This is a genomic window from Sphingomonas faeni (assembly GCF_040407505.1).
GTDB classification, from domain to species: domain Bacteria; phylum Pseudomonadota; class Alphaproteobacteria; order Sphingomonadales; family Sphingomonadaceae; genus Sphingomonas; species Sphingomonas faeni_E.
This window is the reverse complement of record NZ_JAPZPQ010000004.1, coordinates 328,701-352,954: the sequence shown is the minus strand read 5'-3', so window position 1 is coordinate 352,954 and position 24,254 is coordinate 328,701. Positions and strand designations below refer to the sequence as shown.

The following is a 24,254-nucleotide window of genomic DNA, read 5'->3' as shown; positions in this document are numbered from 1 at the left end:
CCGGCGTGCAGCGCGACGCCGTCCCACGTCAGCCGCTGCATCAAAGCGAAAGCTTATCGTGCGAGCCAGCCACCATCGACCGCCAGGATATGCCCCTGGACATATTTTGCCGCTGCCGACGACAGGAACACCGCCGCGCCGCCGAGATCGGACGCCTCGCCCCATGCGCCTGCGGGAATGCGGTCCATGATCGACTTGTTGCGCACCTCGTCGGCCTGTAGCGCCGCGGTGTTGTTCGTCGCGATGTAGCCCGGTGCGATCGCGTTGACGTTGATGCCCTTGCTCGCCCACTCGTTCGCCAGCAGCTTGGTGAGGCCGCCGATCCCCGACTTCGACGCGGTATAGCTCGGCACGCGGATGCCGCCCTGGAAGGTCAGCATCGAGGCGATGTTGACGATCTTGCCGCCACCGTTCGCGATCATGTGGCGACCGGCGGCCTGGCACAGGAAGAACACCGATTTGAGGTTGGTGTCGATCACCGCGTCCCAGTCGGCTTCGGTGAAGTCGACCGCGTCGGCGCGGCGGATGATGCCGGCGTTGTTGATCAGGATGTCTAGACCACCGAGCTTCTGGACCGTCTCGTCGACGACGCGCTGGACCGGTTCGATCGTCGAGAGGTCGGCGGAGACGATCTCCGCCTTGCGTCCGAGCGCACGGATCTGCGCGACGGTGTCTTCGGCGGGCGTGCGGCCGACACAGGCGACATCCGCGCCGGCGGTAGCAAGCGCGAGGGCGATGGCTTGGCCGATGCCAGTGTTGGCGCCAGTAACGATGGCCACCTTGCCGGTCAGGTCGAAGGGGCCAGATACGGAAGGAGTGGTCATGCTTGTCTCCTCCCCTCCCGTATACGGGAGGGGCCGGGGGTGGGCTCGCGCTTTCCTCACGCGGATCGATCGAGGTGAGCGCGTGCCCACCCCCTGCCCCCTCCCGCAAGCGGGAAGGGGAGAAAGTCGGTTACGCGAGCTGGCAGATATCCAGGACGTTCATGTCGGTATAATCCTGGTTCTCACCGGCCATCGCCCAGATGAACGCATAAGCCTTGGTGCCCGAGCCCATGTGGATCGACCAAGGTGGACTGATGACCGCTTCCTCGTTCGCCAACACGATGTGGCGGGTCGCCTCGCCCTCGCCCATGTAGTGGAACACGCGATCCTTCTCGAGATCGTCGAGCTCGAAGTAGAAATAGATTTCGCTGCGACGCTCGTGGATGTGCGGCGGCATCGTGTTCCAGACCGAGCCGGGCTTCAGGACGGTGAGGCCCATGACGAGCTGCGCGCTGTCGCAGATGCCCGGAATGACCATCTGGTAGATCGTCCGCTCGTTCGAGTCCTCAAGCGAACCGCGTTCCAGCGTGGTCGCATCACCGACCGAGATGACCCGCGTCGTGAACGCCTTGTGCGCCGGGCAAGACGCCAGATAGAAGCGCGCGCCGTCGCCGGAAAACTGCACGTCCTTGGCGCCCATCGTCACGTACAGGCAATCCTTGTTGCCGAGCGTGAACGTCTCGCCGTCGACCGTGACGGTCCCGCCGACCTTGCCGACGTTGACGACCGCGAGTTCGCGACGTTCGAGGAACGGATGCCCGGCCGCCGACGCAGGGTCGGTCTGGTCAGGCAGTTTCACAGCTCCACTCGCGACGGCGACGCCGCCGATCACGAAGCGCTCGGCGTGCGTGTAGTTGAGCACGCATTCACCGTCGCGGAACAGGTCCTGGATCAGGTAGCGATCGCGCAGTTCGTCGTTGGAGACGCACTCCATCATGTCGGGATGCGTAGCGTAATAGGTGCGTTCGTACATGCGGGACTCCGATGGCCGAGAGATGGATGCCGGAAGCGACACCTCAGTTGGTAGAACCGATACCGCTCCGCATATTTTGGCGCAAGTGACCACAATACGGGATTTATCAATCAGTCGCGGCCGGCGTCGCCGAGACGGCGTTTGCCCAATGTCTCCGGCGATTGGATGGTCGCGCGGTCGAGCGCTTCGGGGATTAATGCCAGACACTGGATTGCGGCGAGACCCCATTGCGCGGACGCGTTGGTCGAGACGCCGGGCCATTCGGTGACGTGCCCTTCGGTATGCCGCGGATCGCTCGGCCATGTGCCAAGCCCTGCATCACCGGACAGGAATTCGCCCGCCGCCCGGGCAGCGAGCGTCGCATCCTGCGTTTCGTGCGCGACGTATGCGGTGAGCCGCGAATGCGCCTCGCGTAAGTTGCGCGGGCCAAACGGTGCGCCGAACTTTGCCAGATATTCGGCCTGGGGCGCGTTGTACCAGCGACAATAGTCGAGCCAGACTGTCCGATAGCGCGGCACATCGAGCAGGCGGATGAGTTCGGAACTCACCTCGACAGCGCCGAATACCGCGTTGAGATGCGAGAGCCGGATACCGCGATTCTGGTCGACGAACCGGCCCGAGGCGAGATCGAACGGCGCGCTGCCGGTCATCCAGCCGTGCGGCAGGCGCCCTATGCTATCAAGCCCCGCGACGATCCGGTCGCGCCAGCGGGAGTCGCCGGTCCGCTCCCATTCGGTCAGCCACGCCGCAGCGAGCGGGCACCAGGTCGTGCCGAAGGTCATCTCGATCGTTCCCGTCGGCAATACCGGCTTCTTCGCCCCCGGCACCTTCCGCCCGATCTCGACCTGCTGGAGCGTTTGGTCGGAGGTGAGCAGGTCGCGCATCAGGTCGCCGACACGCTCGTCCGCGGTCAGATAATAGAAGATGCGGCGATAGCTGGCGTTGCTGACGCGCGGCTGTTTGGAGCTGTCGCTCCAGTGCTGGACGCCGTGGCGCGTGCCCATGCCGGCGAAACGCCCGCCATGATACACGTCGACCTCGCCGGTGTGGCGGGTCATCGCCTCGGCAAAGCGGAACGCCTCCGCGTTGCCGGTGCGCAGGACCGAATACCAGAGCCACAGGTCGGGCGAGAGCTCGCTGTTGTCCCACGCGAACCCGCCGATGTCGTACCGCCAGCGATGCCGGTCGCTGTCATAGGTATGCATGATGTCGCCGTGGTTCCAGAACCCGTACCAGGACCGGCGGTCCACTTCACCAGCGTAGAAATCGATCAAATTGTCGAGCTGGTTCTCGATCGCGGTGCGGTTCGACGTCGAGCGATCGGGCAGGCTCCAATCGCCGAACACGTGCGCGGCGTGGAGATGCTCGGGGCTCGCCATCAATTGCGGCGGTGTCACTTGGGCCTTCGCCATCTGCGCGAGCGTCACGGTGTCGGGCGTCGCGGGCAAGGCCCATAGCGTCAGTTCACTGGTGCGCGCGATGCCGGATGCGTCGTCCCAGCCGGGCTCGTAATCCTCATAGGTGATGGACAGCCCCTCGTTTTGCGCGGCAAATCCCTCCATCCCCATCGCGCCGTGATAGGGACGCAGGTCCATCGCTGGCGCCTCGGGCGACCATAGCCAAGCGGTCAACTGCGCGGTGTCGTGGTCTGCACCATCGATGTGAAGCGCGGTCGGGTGACGCTGCCAAAAATAGCGCTGGCCGAGCGCGACGCCACCGTCGGGACCGCCGACATACGCAAGACCCGGCGCCCGCGCGCCCTCGTCGGCATCGATCCAGCCCTGCCCCGGTGCGGTCCGCTTGGTCAGTTGCCAGCCATTGGCGTTGGGCTGTTCTAGACGGAAGTCGCCCCAGGCGGGGATCCGGTCGAGCGTGTCGCGGACCGATGGTGCCATCGTCGCCAGCGGTGGCGTCGCGCGGCCTGCAACTTGTGCCTCGCGGAATGCTCGGCCGGGGTCGCGACGCAGGCCGGTCAGCGGCCGGACGCCCTCGGCGAACATCTGGCCGTCGGTGGCGATGCGGACGTGGCGATCGTGGAGTGCGCCACGCATCGGGACGGACGCCTGTACGCCCAGGCTCGCGAGGAAGTCGTGCCCCGCATTGCCGTCGAACACGAAGCTGTGGACGATCCGCAACGCCGCCGATCCGGCATAGGCGTAGAGGCGCACGGTGAACGGGAGCCAGCGGCGATGACCCACAACGTGACGTCCCTCGATCTTGATGACAGCCCGGACGGGGCCTCGTTGCTCGATGGTGACCTTTTCGATCTCGCCGGCGAACGACACGGGTTCGCCGTGGAGCGGGTCGGACTTTACCGAACCGACGAGAGAAACCGCACCGAGCACGGGCTTCCCGGACTGCCTGGCCGAGCGGACCAATGCGGGGCCGGTGCGACCGATCTCCCAGCGCAGGTCGCCGACGTCGATGACCACCGCATCGGTCGACCCGGTGACCTTCACCGCGCGCGCTGGTGCCGTCGCCCGACCGCGCGTGACGATCAGGCCAGCGGGCGCGACATCGGCAGGTATCGCGTGGGCGGTCCACTTGATCGAACCGTCGGGCCAGGTCGCAGTGGTCCAGGTCTGTACTGGTATGTCGGCGCCGTCGACCGTGCGAACCGCGAGCGCGGTGTTGCGCTTCAGCACGCCGCGCGGCCACGCGACGCCGAACGTCTGCCCCATGTGCATCGTCGGCGCTGCCCCGTCGATCCAGCGGATCGGGGCAGACTGGAACGCAGGCGCAGGCGCAGCATCGAGCCGGACCGGCAGCAACGCGGTCGCACCGCCGAGCAGTGCGACCTTCAGCGTATCGCGCCGCGTAGGGTTCATTGGGGTCATGATCGTCTCCATCAGCGGCGCGTGATCGACAGGTGGCGGATGCGCAGGTGGCTCCACGTGGTCCGGAGCCCGAACTGGCCGGACGCATAGGGTGCGGGATCGTCGAGCGTGAACACACGCCGCCCGTCGCGCTCGACCGCCACTGTCCGCCCGTCCGCGATCAGCCGGATCGTCGTCCAGCGATTGGGTACGAGCATCTCGGTGGCATCGCGCTTGTCGTGCTGGGGCAGCAGCGGCCGATCGCCGGCGCGGCCGATATAGCGGCGGAAGCGCGTTGTGGTGTTCCGGTTGCCGCCGATGCCGACATAGTATGTGCGCAGGTTGTCATAGTCCGCGAACGCGCCACTGCGACGGTGGGCGAGCACCGATCCGCCATCGTCTTCGTGCGTCATCCAGAAAGCGTTGAGGTCGCTGACTGTGTCGTTCGCGCCGCCTTCGGACACCGCCATCGCGTCGAACCGGATGACGACCGGTCCGGCGATGGGTTTGCGCCACCACAGCGTGAGGCCCTTGGCGGTATCGATGTCGATGATCCCGGCGCGTTCGGTGACTTGCGCCGCGGGGTCTTCGGCTTCGACGACCCAATCGGCGAGCGGCTGCCGGGCGATCGACGTCGACGGCACGCTGGCCAGGATGCCCGCTGCGATATGAAGCCGTGCATTCAAGCGCATGCTGCCCTCCCCGTGCGCTGTCATCGCGCTCCGCCATTGCATAGGCCGCGAAATCGCCGCCGCCAAGTTCGTGCCGAATATTAGTTGTGCATTCCACATGATGGTTATTTCATCGAGATGCCGGTTGCTCTTTCCGGAACGTCGTTGCATCATGCGGGAAAGAAGACGCGGGAGAGAGTGGGTGAAGAACGGCCTGTTGATAGCCATCGCTCTGGTTGCGCCTGCGATCATGGGAGCCGCCCCTGCCCCGATGCGGATCTTCATCGCCAGCGACTCGACCGCACAGGACTACAAGGCGGATCGCTATCCGCAGTCGGGTTGGGGCACGATGCTGCGATGCGCCGTGGCGCCAAACGTCAGCGTCGAGAACCGCGCGATCGGTGGGCGCAGCACCAACAGCTTCATCCGCGAGGGGCGGCTCGACAAGATCGCCGCGGACCTGCGGAAAGGCGATACGCTGCTGATCCAGTTCGGTCACAACGATGCGAGTGTCGACAAGCCCGAACGCTTTACGACTATCGAGCAGTATCGCGCGAACCTCCGCCGCTTTCTGGATGTCGCCAGCCATGCGGGTGCGAAGGCGGTGATCCTGACTCCGGTCGCGCGGCGCGACTTCAAGGACGGGGTCGAGCAACCGAGCTTTCCGACCTATGCCGACGCGGCGCGACAGGTGGCGCATGAGACGCGGACGCCGCTGATCGATCTCGGCAAGACGTCACAGGCCTGGGTGCAGGCGGCCGGGGCCGACGCGGCGAAGGGCTATTATTTGCATTACAGCGGCGCAGCGGGAGCGCCCGGCTATCCCACCGGCGTGGCCGACGACACGCATTTCAGCGAAATCGGCGCACGGCGGGTTGCCGATCTGGTGGCGACCGGGCTCCATCGTCTGAAGCTGCCGATCGCGCGGTACGTGACACCTGGGACTCCTGCCCTGACGCGTGCGACGCCGGCGGGTGGCCCATCGTGCGGCTGATCGGTGCGCTGGCTCTGGGATTTGCTTTGATGAGTACGGCGGCCGAAGCGCAGGTACGGAGGTTCGTGTTCGGTGGTGGCGCGGCCCCAAAGGACGCCGTCTCGGTGGCAGCCGGGCGCGCTTATGCGGACGGCTTCGGTTTCGAGGGCGGCAGCCCCGCGCTGTTCTCGGTTGCGGTCCCGCCAGGTAATTATCGGGTGACGGTGACTCTCGGCCTGCCCAAGATGCGTACCGACACCAGTATCAAGGCGGAGTCGCGACGGTTGATGCTCGATACGGTCGTCGTGCCGGCGGGGCGGTCGATAACGCAGAGCTTCGTCGTCAACGTCCGTGATGCCGCACTCACCCCGCCGCCGCTGAACGCGCCGGGTGGGACCGCGGTGCTGCTCAAGCCACGCGAGCACGGTTCGTTCAGTTGGGACGACCGGTTGTCGCTGGAAATACTAGGCACGAAGCTCGGCGTGACTGCGATCACGATCGAGCCGATCACGGTGCCGACGATATTCCTGCTCGGCGACTCCACCGTCACCGATCAGCCGGCCGAGCCTGCTGCGAGTTGGGGGCAGATGCTCCCCGCATTCTTCCGTCCGGACATCGCTGTCGCCAATCACGCGGAATCGGGCGAGACGATGAAGTCGTTCATGACCGAATTGCGCTTCGCCAAGGTGCTGGAGTCCGCGAAGCCGGGCGACTGGGCGCTGATCCAGTTCGGGCATAACGACCAGAAAACGCAGTGGCCGCAGACCTACGCCGCTGCCGAGACGACCTATCGGGATTACCTCCGCGCGTGGATCGCGGAGTTTCGGCGTCGGGGCGTCGACCCTGTGCTCGTGACCTCGCCAGAGCGGCGGATGTGGGCGGGCGAGAATATCCGCCCGACCCTCGCGGAGTATGCCGCGGCGGTGAAGGCGGTCGGCGCGGAATTGCGCGTGCCAGTGATCGACCTGAATGCCGCGAGCATCCGTTTCTACGAAGCGCTCGGACCGGCCCGCGCGCCGCTCGCATTCAACGATGGCGGCAAGGACGCGACGCATCACGACAATTACGGCGCGTGGGTGCTCGCGCGGGCGGTAGCGGCGGGCATTGCTACCGCGAAACTGCCGCTCGCCGAGCATCTGAAGCCGGACCTGACAGCATTCGACGCAGGCCATCCGCCCGACCCTGCCACGTTCCGGCTTGCGCCGAGCGTGGCGCATGATTCCACCCGACCGGACGGAAACTGAGATGACCACGCGACGTACGATCCTGGCCGGTGGTCTCGCCAGTGGGCTCGCCAGCCTGCTGCCGCTCCGCGCATTCGCTCAAGATACGAAGCTTGCGGTGGAGAGGTTTGCGCTCTGGCCTAGTGCGGCACCCGGAGCCCCGACACCGGCGGTCGTCGACCAGTGGGTCAAGCGTTCGCCGACCGGTGCGGCGGACGACATCGCCTGGCCGCATGTCGCAGCGCCGATGCTGACGGTGGTGCGGCCGGAGAAGCCCAACGGCGCGGCGGTGCTGATCTGTCCGGGCGGCGGTTACGCGCGCGTAGCGGTTGGCCGGACCGGCGGCGGCATCGCGCGCGATTTCGCGGCGCGCGGGATCACCGCCTTCGAGCTGCTCTATCGCCTGCCGCACGATGGCTGGGCCGCGGGACCAGATGCGCCGTTGCAGGATGCGCAGCGGGCGATGCGCGTGATCCGCGCGGGTGCGGGCACGCGCTGGACGGTCGACCCGGCGCGCGTTGCCGTCACAGGCTTCTCCGCTGGCGGGCATCTCGCGGCGCGGCTGGCGTCCCGGTCGGCCATGCCGAGCTACGCGCCGATCGACATGGCCGATCACCTGTCCGCAAAGCCTGCTATCGCGGGGATGTTCTTTCCCGTCGTGACGATGCTCGATGACGGCGTGCATGCGCAATCGCGCCGCGAATTGCTCGGCGCGCATGCCGCAGATTCCGTGTGGCAGCGCCGCTATTCGACACAGCTGGATCTCCCGGCCGACATGCCGCCGAGCTTCGTGATGGCGAACGCCGACGATCCCGCGGTGCCGGCGCGGAACAGTATCCTGCTGTACGAAGCGCTGCATGCCGCCAAGATCCCCACGGAATTGTTGATGTTCGAAAAAGGTGGCCATGGCCCGCCTGCCCCGCACCGCGACGGCACGCCGATACCGTGGATGGACCTTTTCCTGGCCTGGTCGCGCGACCATGGCTGGCCTGCGTGACGACAAGGATCTGACGATGCGAAACACTGTATTCGGGCTGAGCATCGCGCTCGCCGTCGCCGCGCCCTCGATCGCGGCGGCGCCCGCGTCGTGGATCGACGCCAAGACCGGCCACAAGGTCCTTCGGCTGTCCGACGCACCCGGCAATTACGCGCTCTATTTCAACTACAACGCCTACACGCCGCAGGGCGACCTGATGATATTCCAGACTGCCGACGGTATCTCGGTGGCGGATACGAAGACATGGGCGGTCAGATCCTTGCTGCACCGGCCGGGCGCTCACCTGCTGTTCGCCGGTCACAAGACACGCACCGCGTATTTCTCCGAACAGGCCAAGGGTGGCGACGACGCGCCGATCACGATCTATGCCGCCGACATCGATACGGCCAAGGTCCGCAAGATCGCGGTGGTGCCGAAGGGCAGCCGGATCGATACGCTCAACGCCGACGAGACATTGCTCGCCGGGCAGGTCGCCTCGCGCGACATGCCGCTCCAGCCCAACGCGGCGGGCGTCGATATCAAGACCGGACAGACGGCATACGCGGCGAACTGGCCCGACGGCCGGCCGATGGTCTATGCCGATGCCAAGGAATTCCGGCTGAACCAGCGGCTCGACGCCAAGATCCCGATGGAGATCTTCACCATCGACGTGACGACCGGGCAGCGGCGCAGCGTGGTGAAGGCGACCGACTGGCTCAACCACCTGCAATTCTCGCCGACCGACCCGACGCTACTGATGTATTGCCATGAGGGACCGTGGCACCGCGTCGATCGGATCTGGACCATTCGCACCGATGGCAGCCAGATGACCAAGGTTCACACTCGGACGATGAACATGGAGATCGCCGGCCACGAATTCTGGTCGCCCGACGGCAAGACGATCTGGTACGATCTGCAGACGCCGCGCGGCGAGGATTTCTGGCTCGCCGGCTACGACGTCGCCACCGCCAAGCGCCGTTGGTATCATCTCGACCGCAACGAATGGTCGGTCCACTATAACGTCTCAGCGGACCAGACACTGTTCTCGGGCGACGGCGGCGATAGCGAGATGGTCGCGCACGCCCCCGACGGAAAATGGATGTACCTCTTCCGTCCGAAGCCGGTTCCCGATGTCGCCGGGATTCGCGCCGACAATGCCGACAGCCTGATCGAAGCGGGAACCTTCGCCGCGGAGAAACTCGTCGACATGGGCAAGCAGGATTACAAGCTGGAGCCTAACGCGCGCTTTTCGCCAGACGGGAAATGGCTGATCTTCCGCGCGAACATCGAGGGCAAGGCGGCGATCTACGCAGTGGAGACCGCCAAGGTCCAACCCTGACGGCCGGCACCCTCAGTCGGCGTCGTCCGACGGCGTGAGGCTTCCCAGAAAATAGCCGAGATGCGGCGGCTGGTTATAGGCGGTGTTCTGCCACGCGACGCCCGCGCGATAGACCGGGTCCTGCATCAGCGTGACGAGCCGGTGGGTCGTCGGATACGGTGTGACGTAGATGCGCAGTTCGCGGTTGTCCGCCGAGCGCCAAACGACCTCCTCGCGCCAGTCGCCGAGAATGTCGGCCTGTAGTGCGGGGTTGGATTTGGTGCCGTTGTCCGACGCGATGCCCTCCGGATGCAGCAACGGCGAGGCGGTACCTGTCTTCCAGTTCCATTTGCTGATCGTCGTCCCGTCGAGCAGTTCCTGGAGCAGGTCACCGTCCCAATAGAGCGCGAAGTTGGTCTGGCGCGGCGCCGGACCAATCGCGTTGCCCTTCACGTCGAACAGGTCGCGGCTGTTCGAGCCCCACAGCTCGGCCCCGACATGGCGCGGATCGATATCCGCGGCGAGCCCGCGGCCGGTATCGGTATCGGCTGGCTTGGTCCACAGGATCGAGCCGGTGCGCGCATCAAGCAGCGCCGAGCCGATCCCGCCATTGGTCTTCACCTGTTCGTGCACGCCCCATTTCTCGAGCCCCGGACGCAGTGGATCGAGATCGGCGAGATGCATCGCATCGCCGTGGAACAGCGGCACGGTCCACAATCCCTTGCCGTCGTCGTCGACCGCCATCGAGCCATAGATCACCTCGTCGCGGCCATCGCCGTCGACATCGGCGATGCTGAGTTGATGGTTGCCGCGGTCGGCATAGTCGGCTTTACCCGGCTCCGCGCTGTCGAACAGCCAGCGCTTGGTCAGCTTGCCACCGCGATAATCCCACGCGGCGATCGCGGTGCGCGCATAATAGCCCCGACCGAAGATCATGCTGGGATGCCGTCCATCCAGATAGGCCGTACCCGCAAGGAACCGGTCGGACCGGTTGGCATATCCATCGCCCCAGGTCTCGCGCATCTGGTCGAAGCTTGGATTACCGCCGGGATAGCGCGGCGGATCATAGGGCGCGGTAGCGAGCGCCTTGCCGGAGCGGCCATCGAACACCGTCAGATACTCCGGGCCTTTCAGGATACGTCCGACGAGCGGAGCGACCTTGGTGCCGTCCGCCAGCAGCTTCGCGCCAGTCTTGTCCGGTTGCGGGACTTCGCCGTCGCGACCGCGCCAGTCCGCCTTCGCATCGCCAATGATCGTGCCGACGCCATCGACGGTGCCGTCCGCAGTCTTCATCGCGATTTCGGCGCGGCCGTCCCCGTCGTAGTCGGCGACTTGGAACTGCGTGTAATGCGCGCCAGCGCGGATGTTACGACCAAGGTCGATCCGCCAGAGCCGCTTACCCTCAAGCGTGTAGGCATCGACGAAGACGTTGCCGGTGTAGCCCGCCTGGCTGTTGTCGTGACTGTTGGTCGGGTCCCATTTCAGGATCAGCTCGTAGCGCCCATCGCCATCGAGGTCGCCGACGCTGGCATCGTTGGCGGTATAAGTGAACGCGTCGCCGTCGGGCGTCGTCCCGCCGGGCGGGGGCACGAGCGGGATCGACAGATATCCGTTCGGTGCCATCAGCGCGGGGGCACTCGGTGCTGCTGCCTTCCCGCCGACGATAGAGCGAATGGTATAGCGGGCGCGATCATTACCCTGCCGATCAACGAATGACGTCGCGTCGGCGAGGGGTTGCGGCGTGATCTTGCGGCCGTCGCGATAGACGTCGAAGCGGGTCGCGGACGGATCGTCCCGCAACAGCCGCCAGCTGATAAGCCAGCCGCCGTCCTTTGCGGGCGTGGCGACGACGCCGCGATCGAGCCGCTCTACCGCGCGGTACGGAGATGCCGCGAGCGCGGGCGTCGCAACACCGACCAAGAGCGCCAGAAACGCGCGGCTGCCTATCGTCATCATCATCTCCATCGCGGCGTGCCAATTATCGCACTTATCCCAATTATTATGATTGCCCTTCAGGAAATGGCAAACTAATAAACGGGACAGAGCTTCACAATATGGTTTTTCGTCGGTCATTGAACCGGCACTGGCGACGGTAATGGCCGCGCCGAGACGAGGGGATGATGATGACTGGACCCAGCACAAAATCGATCGCGCAACATGCCGCAAGGCCTGCCGCACCCGTGCCTTGTCGACGCGCCCAGCCGGCTAGCCCAGCCACCTAGCATGGTAACTTCACGATGGGCCGGCTACCGCACGCGTCGCCGCCCGGAACGTCTTTCGGGGGAAATATGATGACACTTCACACTTGTTCGGTGCGCAATCTGGCGATCACGACGTCTGCACTGGCGCTGATGCTGGGTTCGGCGACCGCCGCTACCGCCCAGACAACCGCGCCTACGACGCCCGCGACAGACGTTGCGCAACCCGCACAGAAGCCCGCGCCCGACGCGACCCTGCCGGACGGCGCGACCTCGGAAGACATCCTCGTCGTCGGCACGCGCGCCTCGCTTCAATCGGCGATCGCCCGCAAGCGCAAGGCCGGCACCGTGGTCGACTCGATCGTGGCCGACGACATCGCCAGCTTCCCCGACAAGAACCTCGGTGACTCGCTGGCCCGCATCACCGGCGTCCAACTCAGCCGTGATTTTGGCGAAGGCACGGCAGTATCGATCCGCGGCGTCGAACCCGATCTCAACCGCATCGAGATCAACGGCGTCACCCAGGCCAGCGCCGATGGCAGCCGCTCGGGCGATCTGCGCGATCTCGCGACCGAACTCGTCAAGTCGATCGACGTCTACAAGGGCTATAGCGCCGACCTGACCGAAGGCGGCCTCGGCGGCACGGTCAGCGTCGAGACGCGCCGCCCACTCGAACTGGCAAAGCCACTTCTCAGCGCAGTGGCCTCCGCGCAACATCTCGACACCGCACAGAAATGGCGTCCCCGCCTCACCGGCATCTTCGGGACACCCCATTTCCTACTCGACGGCCTCGGCATCCTCGGCACCGTCAACTACGAGAAGAAGCAGCTTCGCCAGGACTATATCAGCAATACCAACTGGAAGCGGATCGCGGATTTCGACCGCTCTGACGAGAAGACCATCGCCAACCCCGCTTATGCCAATTTCAATACCTATGGCAGTTGCGCAGGAGTCGGTGGGGCGAATGCCGCGGCCGCGACGACGCGGCGGCTGGCGTGCGAGACGCAGTTCTTCGACTGGGTCCCGACCGTCCCGCGCCTGCGCCAGCGCCGGATCGACGACCAGCGCCTGTCCGCCGATCTCCAGGTCCAGTATGAATTCGCGCCGAACTTCCGCGCGTTCGCCGAAGCGATCATCACCAACCGCAAGCAGCAGTTCAACGACGTCAACTACTCGCTCGATCTCGGCCGTTTCGAGCGCTTCAACTACGACGCCGCGCTGCCGGTCGGACTGAACGGCGGGACGTCGCGTCCGCAGATCACCGCGGGCACCTCGACCAGCGAGAACCACGTCGTCACCAGCGCACTGACCGCGCTCAATTCGGTCAATGTCGGCACCGCCGCTGCACCGGTCTGGAACGGCGCCAGCAACATTCTCGGCGTCCAGCGTCGCGATTTCACCTACGACCAGCGCACCCGCTATTACCTGACCGGGTTCGACTGGACGTTCGACGATCTCAAGATCAAGGCGCTCGCCTCGCATTCGACGGGGCGAACCGTCAACGACACCAACTTGCTCGCCTATTCGACCGGCATCGGCGGGATAACCATAGACCGTCGCAACGACCTTGGCATTCCGGTGTTCGTGTTCCCCGAGAACTTCGACCCGAATTCGACCGGCGCCTATGTCCGCCCTGGCACGATCAACGCACCCGGACGACAGGCCGGACCGACCGTGCAATATCGCCCGAGCGACAACAACAACAAGGAAGACCAGCTCAAGCTCGACGCGGACTGGAACACCAACCTGCCGTTCCTGACGAGCATCGAATATGGCGGGCAGTTCCGCTGGCAGGAGTATAAGAACTACAACGGCGGCGGCTCGCGCCTGCTGACGCCAGCGGTTCCGGCGAACCCGTCAACCGGTGCCGCGGCCGTCCCTGCCGTGTATCAGACGAGTGCGAACGTCTCCTACACCACAGTCGTCACTGATACGCCGCCGGCCGTGCGGGCCGCGAACACCTATTACATGACGCAGGCCCAGTACGCCCAGTTCATCGCGGCGAATACCGGCGGCTTGCCGGGTGCTGCCCTGTTCACCGGGCTACAGGGTGCGCCCGCTGGCCTGCCGTCGCAACTGTCGGTCCCGACGATCAACTTCGACAGGCTGGGCCAGATCTACGACCTGTCGGGCTTCGACCAGGATCTGGTTCGCAATGCCGATGGCCAGTCGCAAATTCCGGCGGTGTTCATCAAGGAGACCGTCGCCGCCGCGTATCTGAAGGGCAATGTCGAGCAGGACGTCCTGGGCATGCGGTTCAGCGGCAATGCCGGCCTCCGCTATATCAAGACGACCGACACGGGCACCGGCACCAACATCAGCCGCCAGACCCGGATCCGTCCCGGCACGGGCGTCCCCGGCATTCCCGCGGTGATCGAAACGGTCACGCTTGCAGCAAACTCGCTGTCGCTGAAGAACAGCTACACCGATTGGCTTCCCGCGTTCAACGGCGCGCTGGAGATCACGCCGAACCTGACCTTCCGCGCCAACTGGGCCCGCAATCTCGCCCGGCCCAAGCCGACCGATCTGGTCCCGAACGTCAATTGTCTCGATGACTCGACCGACATCACCGGGCTTCAGGACGCCTGCACCGCGGGCAATCCCGAACTGGTCCCGTATCGTGCCGATCAGTGGGAGGTGAACCTCGGCTGGTTCCCGAACAAGGATACCGCGATCAGCATCGGCTATTTCAAGAAATACGAGAAGAGCTTCGTCATCTCGAACGTGACGCGCGGCGATGTCGATCTCTTCCAGGACGGCTCGCTGTTTACGGTCCGCCAGCCGGTCAACGGCTTCGGCGCGTTGCTCGATGGGATCGAAGGAAGCGCGCAGACCGCCTTCACGTTCCTGCCCGCACCGTTCGATGGTTTCGGGGCCAGCGGCAACTTCACCTACGCACGCGCCATCCGGACCAACCTGACCAACGTCGCCACCGGTCAGCCGCTCAATGACTATCCCGGCCTGTCGAAATGGACCGCGAACGCCAGCATCTTCTACGACAAGGATTGGCTCAACATCCGGGTCAACTACAACTACCGCTCGAACTGGCTCCAAACCGTGTCCGACGTCAACTTCGACAACAGCCCGATCTATCGTCGTGGCGAAGGCTATTTCGATGCCAAGGTGACGTTCCGGTTCCCCGAGCAGCACACCCAGTTGTTCATGGAGATCCAGAACATCAACAAGGAGTCGTCGGCGAGCTACATCGACAAGGCTCGACCGGTGGAATATTATTACGCCGGCCAGCGGTTCTTCGCCGGTCTCCAGCTGAAATTCTAGAGCGCTCCCCCCTCGGCCGACCGCCGCAAGACGGTCGGCCATTTTTTCTCGGTTTTTGAGACGTGTAGCGTGACCGGAATCGACGCAAGATTCGCCGATTGCCAGCATGTAGGAGGCCGTCTTATGGAGTGGGCATGAACACTTCCACGACGAATATCGACAAGTCGGAGTCGGCCGGAAACGGCGTCGGTGCCGGTAGCCAGACCCTCATGCGCGGGCTCGATCTGATCGAGGCGGTCAGCCACGAGGTACTGACGCTGAGCGAACTCGCGGTGAAGCTCGACCTGACCAAGAGCACGACGCACCGGCTGCTAAGTGCGCTGGTCGATCGCGGTTATCTCGCGTTCACACCGCGCTCCGGATACCGGCTCGGACCCAAGCTGTTGCTGCTCGGCACGCTTGCGCAGGCGCAGGCCGATCTGGTGCAGGTCGCAAGACCCTATCTGGAGGAGCTGGCCGCCTCGACCGAGGACACGGTGCATCTTGGCGTGTTCGACGGCGACTTCGCGCTGTATCTCGACAAGGTGCCGGGGCGGCGGCGGATCACGATTTCGAGCCGGGTCGGCGATCGCCAGCCGCTGAGTTCGACCGGGCTCGGCAAGGCGCTGATGATCGATTCTCCGCCAAAATATTGGCAGGAGCGCTTCGACGCGGACCAGGCGGCGGGTGCGCCCAGGGCCGATGCGAATGTGTGGCGCGAGCGGATGCAAGGCTATGCAACCTGCGGCCGTGCGTTCGATCTGGAGGAGAACGAGGACCAGATCCGCTGCGTCGCCGCGCCGATCCGCGATGCCGCGGGCAAGATCGTCGGCGCGATCAGCGTGTCGAGCGCCGCGCAATATATGAGCGACGACCGCATGACGACGCTGACCGACGAAGTGCGCGGCACCGCGGGCGCGATCAGTCGCGAACTCGGCTTCGAGCCGCCAACCGACTAACTGGGAGAAAATAATGTTGCTCGAAGGCAAGACCGTGCTGGTGACCGGCGCATCGGCGGGGATCGGCCGGGCGGTCGCGATCGGCTGCGCACGACATGGCGCGGACGTCGCGCTGAATTTCGCGCGCGACGTGGCCGGTGCCGAGAGCGCGGTCGCGGAGATCGAGGCGCTCGGTCGGAAAGCCGTCGCGATCCAGGGCGACGTCGCTGATCCGGATACCGCGCGCGACTTCATCGACAAGGCCGTAGCGGCGCTGGGTCGGGTCGACGTGTTCGTCAACAACGCCGGGATCTGCCCGTTCCACGCGTTCCTGGACATGCCGGTAGAGACGTTCGAGCGGACCATGCGCGTCAACCTCCACGGCGCCTATTACATGGTGCAGGCCGCGGCGAACCAGATGGTGAAGCAGGGCGACGGCGGGTCGATCATCGCGATGTCGTCGATCTCGGCTTTGGTCGGCGGCGAGTACCAAACGCATTACACGCCGACCAAGGCTGGGCTGCATTCGCTGATGCAGTCGGTCGCGATCGCGCTCGGCAAGCACGGTATTCGTTGCAACTCGCTGTTCCCAGGCACGATCCTGACGGACATCAACAAGGACGATCTCGCCGACGAGGGCAAGCGGTCGTACATGGAAAAGCGCATTCCGCTGGGCCGGCTGGGCAAGCCCGACGATCTGGTCGGGCCGACGGTGTTCCTGGCTTCTGATCTCGCGCAATACGTCACCGGGGCCTCGCTGCTGGTCGACGGCGGCATGTACGTGAACCTGCAATAAGCGCGTTCGACGCCTCGCACATGACTCGCCGCGACGTCGGGTTGGGGATCGGCGCGGCGCTGCTTCCCTTCCCTGCGCATGCCGCGATGGTGATCGACGTGCGCAAACTCGGCGCGCGCGGCGATGGGCGCGCGATCGATAGCGGCGCGATCAATGCGGCGATCGCTACCGCCGCGCGGCAAGGCGGCGGGACGGTGCTGATCCCCGCGGGACGGTACCTGTGTTTCTCGATCCGGCTGCTGAGCCACGTGACGATCCAGCTTGCCAAGGGCGCGGTGATCGAGGCGGCCGATCCGGCGCGCCATGCCGGACGCTACGACCTGCCTGAGGACAATGGCGAGCAACTGTACCAGGATTTCGGCCACAGCCATTGGCGGAACAGCCTGTTCTGGGGCGAGGATGTCGAGAACGTCGCGATGATCGGCCCCGGCCTGATCCACGGGCTCGGGCTGACACGCGACGGTCCCGGTGCGCGGTGGAAGGCGCAGACGGGCGAGCGACCGCTGTCGATGCGCCAGATGAGCGCGGTCGAGATCGCCCGGCTCGAACCCGATGCCGCGCGCATGAACGGCCTTGGCAACAAGGCGATCGCGTTCCGGAACGGCCGCAATATCCGCCTGTCCGGTTTCTCGATGCTCAAATGCGGGCATTTTGCGATCCTCGCGACGGGCACGCGCGACCTGCACATCCACGACTTGACAATCGACACCGATCGCGACGGGATCGACCTCGATTGCGTCCAGCGTACGATCGTCGAGCGGTGCCGCGTCAACACGCCCAACGACGACGCGATCGTCATCAAGAGCAGTTTTGCGCTCGGCCGCGCGGTTGCTTCGGAGGACGTGACCGTGCGGCATTGCGCCGTCTCGGGTTACGACCTCGGGACGATGTTCGACGGCACGCGGCGGACGACGCAACTGCTCGCGCCCGACCGCGACCGCGTGACGGGGCGGATCAAGCTCGGGACCGAGAGCAACGGCGGATACCGGCGCATCCTGATCGAGTGTTGCAGCTTCACGCACTGCCGCGGGCTCGCACTGGAGACGGTCGACGGCGGCGTCATGGAGGACGTCGTCGTGCGCCGCATCACGATGCGCGACGTGACCACCGCGCCGCTGTTCCTGCGGATCGGCGATCGGCGGCGGGGCCCGGCGGGAACCAGTATCGGCACGATCCGACGCGTGACACTGAGCTACATCGATGCCACCGGGATCGACCACCGCTTCGCCACAGCGATCGCGGGGCTTCCCGGCCATCCGGTCGAGGACGTCACGCTATCCCGCATCCATCTGTCCTATCGCGGCGGCGGCACTTCCGAAGATGCCGCACGCAGGCCTGAAGACCTCGCGGGCGCCTATCCGGAGCCGAGCATGTTCGGTGTGCTCCCCGCCTGGGGCTTGTGGGTCCGGCACGCGAAGGGCCTCGTGATCGACTGCCTCGATCTGGCCACTACCAGCCCCGATGCCCGCCCGCCCTTCGTGATCGAGGACGCCGCTGGACTTTCGGTGACGCGGACGCCGCTCTGGCGCGGTTAGCGTTTGACCTAAGCGCCGAACGGCTTTACCAAATCGTACATAGCAATACCACATAGTGGATTGGGAGGGTGCGATGTCGATCCATGCGTTCAGGATGCAGCTCAAGCCCGGCGTGGTCGATGAATACCGCAAGCGCCACGACGCAATCTGGCCCGAGCTTTCCGCGCTGCTGACCGAAAGTGGCATCCATGACTATTCGATCTTCCTCGACGAGGCGACGCTCTCGCTGTTCGCCGTCCTGAAGCTCGCCGAACCGAACACCCGCGATGCCCTCCCCGATCACCCGGTGATGAAACGCTGGTGGGATCACATGGCGCCGCTGATGGAGGTTGAGGATAACAACCGCCCGAAGGAATGGTCGCTCCCGCTGATCTTCCATCATGATTGATCGCACACGTCTGATCGCGCTGGCGCTCGCCACCGCGCTGACGCCGGTCACCGCGACGGCGCAGGTCGCACGCCCGACGCAGAACCTCGCCGCGCCGGTCAAGACATTCGGCCGCGTGTCGTACGATGCACGGTCGCTGATGATCGACGGCAAGCGTCAGGTGATCTGGTCGAGCGAATTTCACCCGTTCCGCCTGCCCAGCCCCGATCTGTGGCGCGATATATTGCAGAAGATGAAGGCGAGCGGGTTCAACACCGTCGCGCTCTATTTCGACTGGGGGTATCACAGCCCCAAACAGGGCGTGTACGACTTCACCGGCATCCGCGACGTCGAGCGCGTGCTGGCGATGGCGCAGGAAGAAGGGCTTTATGTCATCACCCGCGCCGGCCCGTATGTGAACGCGGAGCTGTCGCGCGGCGGGTTTCCGGGCTGGCTGGTCAACCAGAAGGCGCGGGCAAGAACCGACGACCCGGCGTATCTCGCGGCAGTCGATGAGTGGCTCACCCACGTCAACGCGATCATCGCTCGGCACCAGATCAACGGTGACGGCAAGGGCCATAGTGGCACTGTCATCCTGCACCAGATCGAGAACGAACTGGCGCTGACCACGCCCGCACAGCGCCGCTACATGGACCATCTCTACGCCAAGGCGCGTGCGGACGGCATTACCGTGCCGCTGTTCCACAACGACCAGGGTCGCAACGGATATTGGGTCCCCGAGTCCTCGACCGTCGCGAACGTCGTGCAGGGGCCGGGCGATCTCTACGCGTTCGACGGTTATCCCGGTGGCACCTGCACCGTCGCGGGCAAGCCGACGCGCGGCGTGGCGGCACCCGACTGGGGATTCTACGGTCCCGGCGGTGCAAAGGGCGGCGCGTCCGCCTCGCCCGATACGCCGGCTTTCCTCGCCGAATTCGGTGGCGGCTGGTTCGACTATTGGGGCTCGAACGGCGGCTACGAATGCAACGCCGTCCAGCGCGGCAAGCGGTTCCAGCGCGTGTTCTACGGCACCAATCTGGCGAACGGCATAGACATCCAGAGCTTCTACATGGGCTATGGCGGCACGAGCTGGGGCTGGCTCCCCGCCCCCGTCGTGTTCACGAGCTACGATTACGGTTCGGCGATCTCCGAAGCGCGCGAGCTTCGGAGCAAGGCGGAGGAGATGAAACAGCTCGGCGGGCTGATCGCCGCCGTGCCTGACCTAGCGGGCATGGTCCCCGCCGCGCCGGTAAAGGTGTCGTCGCCGAACGTGCAGGCGTATCACAACCGCAGTCCGGAGAGCGATGCACGCTTCCTGATGGTCACGCACAAGCCGTCCAACGGACAGACCGACGACCGCTTCACGATCACCGCCGACCTGCCGGACGGGCGCTACACCTTCCCGCAGGCGGAACCGATGCGGCTGAACGGGTTCGACGCGAAATGGCTGGTTGCGGGGGTTAATCTCGGCGGGCAACGGCTGGTCTATTCGACGTCCGAATTGCAAGCCGCGCTGACGATCGATCGCGGCGACGTGATGCTGCTGTACGGTCGCGCTGGAGAGACCGGCGAGACAGTGTTGCGCTATGCGTCCGCACCGACGGTGACACTGCTCGAAGGCACCGCCACCAGCGCGTTCGACGCAGCGAAGGGCGATCTCCGGCTCGATTATACGCATGCCGGGCGCGCGGTGGTGCGGATCACCGGCGGCGGGCGTCCTGCCCTCACGCTGATCCTCGCCGACGAGGCCGAGGCGGTACGCTATTGGCGGGGTAGCGACGCGGTGCTCGTGCGTGGGCCCGCGTTGCTGCGTTCGACCAAGGCGACCGGCGGCACGCTGGCGCTGACCGGCGATACTGACGAGACGACGTCGCTAGAAATCTGGGCTCCTGCCGCGCTACGGTCGGTGCGGTGGAACGGGACGGCGGTTGCGACGAAGACGACCGCGATCGGTAGCCGAAGCGCGACGACGGCATTGCCGGGTCCAGCGCCCGTCGTGCTGCCAGTATTGACCGGGTGGCGAACGGCGCAGGGCTCCCCCGAAGCCGCACCCGGCTTCGACGACAGCAGCTGGCAGGCGATCGACGGACGCGGCAGCGCGACGACGACCGCGAAGCCCGATGGCCAACTGAACCTGACGATGGACTCCTACGGATTTCACGACGGCGACGTCTGGTATCGCGGCCGCTTCACCGGCACGCCCGATGCGAAGCAGATCGCGCTGTTTTACGGCGCGGGGGGGTCGGGGATGGTACAGGTCTGGGTCGATGGCCAGTTCGTTGGCCAGAATGAGCTGCCGAGCGGACTGCCGCGGCCGATCACGACCGGGCTCGCACGGTTCGACCTGCCCGCCTCCGCACAAGCCGCTGGCGAGCATGTCGTCAGCGTGATGGTGCGCAACAACGGGCATAATTGGGACCTCGATTCCGACGATTATCACAAGGAAGCGCGCGGGCTGGTTTCCGCATCGATCGAAGCGCCGGGCGGGCGCAGCTTCGGCATACCGATCGCGTGGAAGATCCAGGGCAAGCTCGGCGGCGAGGACCTCCCCGATCCGGCGCGCGGCCCCGCCAACAACGGCGGCCAATATGGCGAACGGATCGGCTGGCACCTGCCCGGCTTCGACGACAAGGCCTGGGCCTCAGCGACCATCCCCGCCACCACGGCGACGCCCGGCACGACCTGGTACCGCACACGCTTCGACCTCGCGGTGCCGAAGGGCCAGGACACCACGATCGCGCTCGCGTTCGGCGACACGACGACGCCGCGCTCGGTCGCCCGCTACCGTGCGCTGTTGTTCGTCAACGGCTGGAACATGGGCCAATTCATCGCGCATGTCGGTCCGCAGCGCGTGTTCCCGATCCCCGAGGGCATCCTCAACCACCACGGGGCGAACACCGTCGCGCTCGCAGTCACGTCCGACGGCGCGCCCGGCGATGCGATCGAGCAGGTCCGCCTGGTGACGATGCGCAACGTCAAGGGCGGCGTGCCGGTGCGGATGGTCGTGGCACCCGACCGGCTGGGCTCCGCCAAATGATCACGCGCAGAACATTTGGCGCGGGCGCTGGGGCGGCCTGTCTCGCCAGCATCGCACCAGCCGCAAAGGTCGCAAGCGGCGCAAGGCCATGGCCCTATCTGATCGGCGCGGACGTCTCGTGGATCCCCGAGGACGAGTTCGCCGGCGCGACGTATCTTGAGAACGGTGTCGCCAAGGACCCGCTCGCAATCCTGCGCGATGCGGGATTCAACGCGATCAAGCTGCGGCTTTTCGTCGATCCTGCGAAGGGGTATTCGAGTGGCAAGCCGGGCGGGCCGTGGTGCGACCTGCCGCGCACGATCGCGTTCGCCAAGCGGATCAAGGCCGCCGGTTTCCACCTGCCGCTGACGCTGCATTATTCGGACACCTGGGCCGACCCGCAGCATCAGGACAAGCCCGCCGCCTGGGCTGCGCTCACGTTCCCGCAACTGGTCGAGGCAGTCCACCGCCATACCGTCGACGCGCTGTCGGCGATGAAGCGCGCGGGCGCCGCCCCCGACCTGATCGTGATCGGCAACGAGACGACCTTCGGTATGCTCTGGCCCGACGGACGCGTGCCGCTGACCATCCCTACCGGTAATCCGCAGACCGATGCGGTGCACATGAACGTGCCCGGCGCCGGCGGGTACGACCGGTTCGCGATGCTGTTGAAGGCAGGAATCGCCGGCACTCGCGAGGCGCTCCCCGACGCGAAGGTCGCGGTGCACAATCATCTCGGGCGGCATTGGCCGATCGTCCGCTACTGGATGGACAATCTGCTCCAGCGCGGCGTCAAATTCGATGCCACCGGCTTCTCCTGTTACCAGCAACAGGCGCAGGGCGACTGGGCGCGAACCTTTACCGAGTTCGCCAAAGCCTATCCCGATCACGGCTTTCTCGCGCTCGAATATTCTTCGCGCAAACGCTACGTGAACGACCTCGTCCACGCGCAGCCGCACGGCTGGGGCAGCTTCATCTGGGAGCCGACGCGGCACCAGGAAGCCATCTTCACGCACAACGGCACGCCCGCCGGCGAAGGCCCCAAGCCCGACCTCCTCTCGCAGGGAATCAACGCCGCCGAAGCACCCGGCGCCGTGACGACACCAACCGCACCGACACCACCGAACGGCACGACGCCGTCGACCGGTCATGGCGGCCGTTACGACGCGGACCCCGAATTTCTCACCCTTTATCGGACGATGGCGCGCGACTACGGGCTCAGCCCTGCGCGTCCCAACAGGAGACTATAAGTGGCTGCCCTCACCCATAACGTACCGCGCGCGGACGTGACCGCCGCGATCGCCAAGCTGATGGACAACCTCGTCAACATCAAGGACGAGACCGGCGAGTTCCTGCTGCGCCTCGAAGACGGCCGTGTCATCGACACCAAGGGCTGGGCCGGCTGGGAATGGACCCACGGCGTCGGCCTGTTCGGGATGTGGCGCTATTACGAGCAGACCGGCGACGCAGGCGCGCTGGCGATCATCAAGCAGTGGTTCGAGGATCGCTTCGCCGAGGGCACGCCGACCAAGAACATCAACACCGTCGCGCCGTTCATCACGCTCGCCTATCTCTACGAGCGCGAGCCTGACCCGCGCTACATCCCCTATCTCGACACCTGGGCCGAGTGGCTGATGGCGCCGGACGGACTGCCCAAGACCGAGGAGGGCGGGTTCCAGCACATCGTCTACAATGACGAGAATCCGGGCGAGATGTGGGACGACACGCTGATGATGTCGGTGTTGCCGCTCGCCAAGATCGGCCTGCTGCTGAACCGCCCGCACTATGTCGAGGAAGCCAAGCGGCAGTTCCTCGTCCATATCAAATACCTGTTCGACAAGAAGACCGGGCTCTGGTTCCACGGCTGGGACTTCAACGGGCGGCATAACTTCGCCGAGGCGCTTTGGGCGCGCGGCAATTGCTGGGTGACGATCGCGATCCCGGAGATCATCGAGATCCTCGACCTTCCGGTGGGCGACGCGTTCCGCACCTTCCTGATCGATACGCTCGCAGCGCAGGTGAAGACGCTCGCCGAGACGCAGGACGAGAGCGGCCTGTGGCACACGCTGGTGATGGACCCGACCAGCTATCTCGAGGCATCGGCGACCGCGGGCTTCGCCTATGGCATCCTGAAGGGCGTCCGGAAGGGCTATCTGCCGCGCCATTACGAGGCGGTCGGGATCAAGGCCGTGCAGGGCGTGCTCGCCAATATCGACGAGGCCGGCGAACTGAAGCAGGTCAGCTTCGGCACCGCGATGGGCGACACGCAGCAATTCTACAAGGACATCGCGCTCACCTCGATGCCGTACGGTCAGAGCCTCGCGATGGTCGCGCTCGCCGAGTTCCTGCGGACCTATATCTGACCCTGCGGC

At 65.5% G+C, this 24,254-nt stretch carries 17 protein-coding genes; 12 read left to right on the top strand and 5 right to left on the bottom strand.

Annotated features, from left to right (window positions below; genetic code table 11):
- Positions 1–53: 53 nt before the first annotated feature.
- The 4 genes from kduD to O6X71_RS14795 form a co-directional block, all read right to left on the bottom strand.
- Positions 54–824: a 2-dehydro-3-deoxy-D-gluconate 5-dehydrogenase KduD gene (kduD, locus tag O6X71_RS14810; RefSeq protein WP_353466503.1), complete on the bottom strand. Its 771-nt coding sequence runs from the start codon at positions 822–824 to the stop codon at positions 54–56.
- Positions 825–954: 130 nt separating this feature from the next.
- Complete coding sequence (gene kduI / locus O6X71_RS14805) at positions 955–1,797, bottom strand: 5-dehydro-4-deoxy-D-glucuronate isomerase (protein ID WP_353466502.1); 843 nt, start codon at positions 1,795–1,797, stop codon at positions 955–957.
- Between the two features lie 110 nt (positions 1,798–1,907).
- A complete protein-coding gene (locus tag O6X71_RS14800; RefSeq protein ID WP_353466501.1) occupies positions 1,908–4,634 on the bottom strand; it encodes a Tat pathway signal sequence domain protein in 2,727 nt (908 codons plus the stop codon).
- A gap of 11 nt (positions 4,635–4,645) precedes the next feature.
- The gene (locus tag O6X71_RS14795) at positions 4,646–5,305 is read right to left on the bottom strand and encodes a DUF6250 domain-containing protein (RefSeq protein WP_353466500.1); all 660 of its coding nucleotides are present in this window, start codon (positions 5,303–5,305) and stop codon (positions 4,646–4,648) included.
- A 181-nt stretch (positions 5,306–5,486) separates the two neighbouring features.
- On the opposite strand from O6X71_RS14795, the gene O6X71_RS14790 reads away from it, so the two are divergent.
- The 4 genes from O6X71_RS14790 to O6X71_RS14775 are packed head-to-tail and all read left to right on the top strand — an operon-like array spanning position 5,487 to position 9,795.
- Entirely contained in the window at positions 5,487–6,278 is a 792-nt protein-coding gene (locus O6X71_RS14790; RefSeq protein ID WP_353466499.1) for a rhamnogalacturonan acetylesterase, read from the top strand.
- A 29-nt stretch (positions 6,279–6,307) separates the two neighbouring features.
- The gene (locus O6X71_RS14785) at positions 6,308–7,501 is read left to right on the top strand and encodes a rhamnogalacturonan acetylesterase (protein WP_353466498.1); all 1,194 of its coding nucleotides are present in this window, start codon (positions 6,308–6,310) and stop codon (positions 7,499–7,501) included.
- Position 7,502: 1 nt separating this feature from the next.
- On the top strand, positions 7,503–8,477 hold the full coding sequence (locus O6X71_RS14780) for an alpha/beta hydrolase (protein ID WP_353466497.1): 975 nt from the start codon (positions 7,503–7,505) through the stop codon (positions 8,475–8,477).
- Positions 8,478–8,493: 16 nt separating this feature from the next.
- Complete coding sequence (locus O6X71_RS14775) at positions 8,494–9,795, top strand: oligogalacturonate lyase family protein (protein ID WP_353466496.1); 1,302 nt, start codon at positions 8,494–8,496, stop codon at positions 9,793–9,795.
- A gap of 12 nt (positions 9,796–9,807) precedes the next feature.
- Here the strand turns inward: O6X71_RS14775 and O6X71_RS14770 are convergent, their stop codons facing one another.
- On the bottom strand, positions 9,808–11,733 hold the full coding sequence (locus tag O6X71_RS14770) for a rhamnogalacturonan lyase (RefSeq protein ID WP_435368496.1): 1,926 nt from the start codon (positions 11,731–11,733) through the stop codon (positions 9,808–9,810).
- Positions 11,734–12,065: 332 nt separating this feature from the next.
- On the opposite strand from O6X71_RS14770, the gene O6X71_RS14765 reads away from it, so the two are divergent.
- The 8 genes from O6X71_RS14765 to O6X71_RS14730 all read left to right on the top strand — a co-directional run bounded on the left by O6X71_RS14765 (position 12,066) and on the right by O6X71_RS14730 (position 24,245).
- Positions 12,066–15,251, top strand: a complete 3,186-nt coding sequence (locus O6X71_RS14765; RefSeq protein ID WP_353466494.1) for a TonB-dependent receptor — start codon at positions 12,066–12,068, stop codon at positions 15,249–15,251.
- Positions 15,252–15,385: 134 nt separating this feature from the next.
- Entirely contained in the window at positions 15,386–16,189 is an 804-nt protein-coding gene (locus tag O6X71_RS14760; RefSeq protein ID WP_353466493.1) for an IclR family transcriptional regulator, read from the top strand.
- Between the two features lie 10 nt (positions 16,190–16,199).
- On the top strand, positions 16,200–16,964 hold the full coding sequence (locus tag O6X71_RS14755) for an SDR family NAD(P)-dependent oxidoreductase (RefSeq protein ID WP_353466570.1): 765 nt from the start codon (positions 16,200–16,202) through the stop codon (positions 16,962–16,964).
- A gap of 20 nt (positions 16,965–16,984) precedes the next feature.
- Positions 16,985–18,499: a rhamnogalacturonidase gene (locus O6X71_RS14750; protein ID WP_353466492.1), complete on the top strand. Its 1,515-nt coding sequence runs from the start codon at positions 16,985–16,987 to the stop codon at positions 18,497–18,499.
- Positions 18,500–18,572: 73 nt separating this feature from the next.
- The gene (locus tag O6X71_RS14745) at positions 18,573–18,887 is read left to right on the top strand and encodes an L-rhamnose mutarotase (RefSeq protein ID WP_353466491.1); all 315 of its coding nucleotides are present in this window, start codon (positions 18,573–18,575) and stop codon (positions 18,885–18,887) included.
- Positions 18,880–21,903 carry a glycoside hydrolase family 35 protein gene (locus tag O6X71_RS14740; RefSeq protein ID WP_353466490.1) on the top strand — a complete coding sequence of 1,008 codons (3,024 nt, stop codon included), beginning with the start codon at positions 18,880–18,882 and terminating at the stop codon, positions 21,901–21,903. The genes O6X71_RS14745 and O6X71_RS14740 overlap by 8 nt, the downstream gene beginning before the upstream one ends.
- The gene (locus O6X71_RS14735; RefSeq protein ID WP_353466489.1) at positions 21,900–23,132 is read left to right on the top strand and encodes a glycosyl hydrolase 53 family protein; all 1,233 of its coding nucleotides are present in this window, start codon (positions 21,900–21,902) and stop codon (positions 23,130–23,132) included. Before O6X71_RS14740 ends, O6X71_RS14735 begins: the two co-directional genes overlap by 4 nt.
- Positions 23,133–24,245, top strand: coding sequence for a glycoside hydrolase family 88/105 protein (locus O6X71_RS14730; protein WP_136190903.1), 1,113 nt, complete (start codon positions 23,133–23,135; stop codon positions 24,243–24,245).
- Positions 24,246–24,254: the final 9 nt, after the last annotated feature.

Coding starts and splice junctions, on each gene's coding strand:
- O6X71_RS14735 (WP_353466489.1), top strand. CDS start 21,900: ATGATCACGCGCAGAACATTTGGCGCGGGCGCTGGGGCGGCCTGTCTC.
- O6X71_RS14770 (WP_435368496.1), bottom strand. CDS start 11,733: ATGATGATGACGATAGGCAGCCGCGCGTTTCTGGCGCTCTTGGTCGGT.
- O6X71_RS14800 (WP_353466501.1), bottom strand. CDS start 4,634: ATGACCCCAATGAACCCTACGCGGCGCGATACGCTGAAGGTCGCACTG.
- O6X71_RS14775 (WP_353466496.1), top strand. CDS start 8,494: ATGCGAAACACTGTATTCGGGCTGAGCATCGCGCTCGCCGTCGCCGCG.
- O6X71_RS14750 (WP_353466492.1), top strand. CDS start 16,985: ATGACTCGCCGCGACGTCGGGTTGGGGATCGGCGCGGCGCTGCTTCCC.
- kduD (WP_353466503.1), bottom strand. CDS start 824: ATGACCACTCCTTCCGTATCTGGCCCCTTCGACCTGACCGGCAAGGTG.
- O6X71_RS14795 (WP_353466500.1), bottom strand. CDS start 5,305: ATGCGCTTGAATGCACGGCTTCATATCGCAGCGGGCATCCTGGCCAGC.
- O6X71_RS14760 (WP_353466493.1), top strand. CDS start 15,386: ATGAACACTTCCACGACGAATATCGACAAGTCGGAGTCGGCCGGAAAC.
- O6X71_RS14785 (WP_353466498.1), top strand. CDS start 6,308: ATGAGTACGGCGGCCGAAGCGCAGGTACGGAGGTTCGTGTTCGGTGGT.
- O6X71_RS14765 (WP_353466494.1), top strand. CDS start 12,066: ATGACACTTCACACTTGTTCGGTGCGCAATCTGGCGATCACGACGTCT.
- O6X71_RS14745 (WP_353466491.1), top strand. CDS start 18,573: ATGTCGATCCATGCGTTCAGGATGCAGCTCAAGCCCGGCGTGGTCGAT.
- O6X71_RS14780 (WP_353466497.1), top strand. CDS start 7,503: ATGACCACGCGACGTACGATCCTGGCCGGTGGTCTCGCCAGTGGGCTC.
- kduI (WP_353466502.1), bottom strand. CDS start 1,797: ATGTACGAACGCACCTATTACGCTACGCATCCCGACATGATGGAGTGC.
- O6X71_RS14740 (WP_353466490.1), top strand. CDS start 18,880: ATGATTGATCGCACACGTCTGATCGCGCTGGCGCTCGCCACCGCGCTG.